4 protein-coding genes are annotated in these 3,096 nt (G+C 60.1%); all 4 read right to left on the reverse strand.

Translation table 11 applies throughout. The features are described 5' to 3' along the window. On the reverse strand, positions 1-583 hold a 583-nt coding region (locus ACRAUW_RS17520; protein WP_431363296.1), incomplete at its 3' end, for a lyase family protein. A gap of 123 nt (positions 584-706) precedes the next feature. Continuing rightward, positions 707-1,321: a high frequency lysogenization protein HflD gene (gene hflD, locus ACRAUW_RS17525; RefSeq protein WP_069528207.1), complete on the reverse strand. Its 615-nt coding sequence runs from the start codon at positions 1,319-1,321 to the stop codon at positions 707-709. A gap of 157 nt (positions 1,322-1,478) precedes the next feature. Beyond that, positions 1,479-2,585: a tRNA 2-thiouridine(34) synthase MnmA gene (mnmA, locus tag ACRAUW_RS17530; protein ID WP_005353619.1), complete on the reverse strand. Its 1,107-nt coding sequence runs from the start codon at positions 2,583-2,585 to the stop codon at positions 1,479-1,481. A gap of 157 nt (positions 2,586-2,742) precedes the next feature. Continuing rightward, on the reverse strand, positions 2,743-3,096 hold a 354-nt coding region (locus tag ACRAUW_RS17535), incomplete at its 5' end, for an NUDIX domain-containing protein (RefSeq protein ID WP_431363297.1).

Consider the following 3,096-nt stretch of genomic DNA (forward strand, 5'->3'; position numbering starts at 1 on the left):
ACTGGCGCTCCAGACGGTAGGCGACGTTGGCCATCTCCTTGCCCATGGTGCTCGGGGTCGCCGGCTGACCGTGGGTGCGGGAGAGCAGCGGCATGTCGCGATATTCGTGAGCCAGACGCTTGAGCTCGCTGATCAGCTTTTCGCAATAAGGCTTGATGACCTCTTCACGGGCGGTTTTCAGCATCAGACCGTGGGAGTTGTTGTTGATGTCTTCCGAGGTGCAGGCGAAGTGGATGAACTCGCTGACAGCCGCCAGCTCCGGGTTCACTTCGACTTTCTCTTTGAGGAAGTACTCCACCGCTTTCACATCATGGTTGGTGGTGCGCTCGATCTGTTTGATGCGGGCGGCGTCACTCTCGTTGAAGTTGCTGACGATGCCGTCGAGAAGGGCGTTGGCGGCCTCGCTCAGGGCAGGGACTTCAGGGATCCCGGCGTGGCTGGCCAGTTTTTGCAACCAGCGCACCTCGACTTCGACGCGAAAACGCAGCAGGCCGAATTCGGAGAAGATAGGGCGCAGGGCATCGGCCTTGTCGCCATAACGACCGTCAATCGGGGAAACAGCAGTCAGCGCGGACAGCTCCATGGGGTGAACTCCTGATGATTGGTGTGGGGGGATCCGTATTCACTTGCGCGCCGGTCGGGGTGTATCAAGGCTGATGTGCGGCTGTTCACCTTGTCCTCCCTCTGCCTGCGCGCAAGCCAATGATTAGTAACGCTTGGCCAGTTCCACCATCTTCTTGCGAGCGAAGATGATCTGGGTGCGGCTGCCACCGAGCTGGCGCCACAGCACCACGGCGCGGATGCCTGCCAGCAGCAGGGCGCGCACCTTGTGCTGCACCAGCGGCTGCTGCAGGAACAGCGGGGTACCCGCCACCTGAATGCGCGGCCCGATGGGGCTGATAAGGTCGCTGTAGATGCTCGCCATGTTGGCCAGGATCTGCTCGTCGAGCAGATCGAAGTGCTGTTGCTGGCGACCGATCTGGCTGATCCGTTCACCCAGCATGTTGAGAATGTCCTTGCGCTTGGCCAGCTTGCGCTCCAGCGCAATCAGGCTCACCACATAGCGGGTCAGCTCGGCATTCTTCTGGCTGCCGTCGGCACCCAGCTGTTCGACCAGCGCACGGTAGCCGTCGCGAATGGCCAGATGGGTGTTGTTGAACACCTCGAGCGGCTGACTCGGGTTGGTCACCAGAATGCTGGAGAGGCTCTCGCGCAGGGCGGCCTCGTCACAGCTGCCGTCTCGGGCCACCTTCTGCACCAGATACGCGGCCTGGCAGATGCCGGCAAAGGCCATGGTTCTGTCTTGGAATTTATCGCTCATATCTTCACAGCCCTGTTCTGTTCATTCACCGGCCGATGCCATGATCCGGCCTGGACGTTGCCAATCATGTATCGCTGCCTTGTGCTGTTTTTTCTTTGTCCCTTCTCCCGCGAGGGGAGAAGGGAGTACAGCGCGGACGCTCGTGAGCGCCCAGCCCTTAGACCGGATGGCTGAAACGTTGTTCGATGATGCCACCGCCCAGACACACTTCCCCGTCGTAGAAGACGGCGGATTGGCCCGGGGTTACCGCAGCCTGTTTCTCGTCGAAGATGACCCGGATGGTCTCGTCGTCGATGGGCTGGATCAGGCAGGGGATATCCTGCTGGCGGTAGCGGGTCTTGACGGTGCAGCGGCGCGGCTCGCGGATCGGAGTGCGATCCACCCAGTGCAATTGGCTGGCAATCAAACCATCGGAGTAGAGACGGGGATGCTCGCCCTGCGCCACCACCAGCACGTTGCGCTCGACCTCTTTGTCGACCACATACCAGGCCTCTTCGGTGGCATCTTTGCGACCGCCGATACCGAGCCCCTTGCGCTGGCCCAGGGTGTGATACATCAGACCCTGATGCTCGCCGATCACCTTGCCATCCACGGTCTCGATTTTACCGGGCTGGGCGGGCAGGAACTTGGCCAGGAAGTCCTTGAACTTGCGCTCGCCGATAAAGCAGATACCGGTGGAGTCTTTCTTCTTGGCGGTGATGAGATCCAGCTGCTCGGCGATGCGGCGCACCTCGGGCTTCTCCAGATCGCCAACCGGGAACAGGCTCTGACCCACTTGCTTCTCGCTCAGGGTATAGAGGAAGTAGCTCTGATCCTTGTTGGTATCGAGACCGCGCAGCAGGCGCGGGCGGCCGGTGCTGTCGTCACGGCGAACATAGTGGCCGGTGGCGATATAGGTGGCACCCAGCTCTTCGGCGGCAAATTCGAGGAACGCCTTGAACTTGATCTCCTTGTTGCACAGGATATCGGGGTTTGGCGTGCGGCCAGCCTTGTACTCTTCGAGGAAGTGCTCGAACACATTGTCCCAGTACTCGGCCGCGAAGTTGATGGTGTGGAGTTTCATCCCCAGCTTGTCGCAGACGGCCTTGGCATCAGCCAAATCCTGGGCGGCAGAGCAGTACTCGTCCGTGTCGTCTTCTTCCCAGTTCTTCATGAACAAGCCTTCGACCTGATAGCCCTGCTGCTGGAGCAGGTAGGCCGAGACGGAAGAATCCACGCCGCCGGACATGCCGACGATCACCTTGATTTGGCTGTTGTCTGTCATTAGTCGAAGTTACCAGTTCGTTTAAACGGGGCGTATTCTACCAGAGTTTTGCGCCCCCGGTCACATCTCCATGCCACTGTCCCCATCAGGAACCTTGCGGCAGGAAATCGTTTTTCTGTTGTTGGCCTGTGCCGCCGAAAAAGAGTGTCAAACGGCCTCAGATAAAGGCCTTGAGGGCCGAGAGTGGCAGCCGTGTCCCCGCCAGATAGTCCTGAATGCACTGCCATACCAAGGGGCTGCGCAGGGCCGGTTTGCATTCCGCGATTTCTTCCAGCGTAAGCCAGTGGCAAGCCAGCACATCGCCGTCAGGATCCTCTGGATGGTGCTGACCCGGCGCTTTTTCAAGGTCGAAGATGATGGCGGTGCGCACATAGGTGGCCTCGCTATCGGCCGGTTTGTAGAGATAGGTGCCAAGCCAGGCGGTGGGTGTGGCGGTCAGACCCGTCTCCTCTTTCAGTTCGCGGCAAGCGGCTTCAAGCAGGTTTTCCCCCGGCTCCACATGGCCGGCGGG

This window comes from Aeromonas sp., assembly GCF_050633025.1.
GTDB lineage: Bacteria > Pseudomonadota > Gammaproteobacteria > Enterobacterales > Aeromonadaceae > Aeromonas.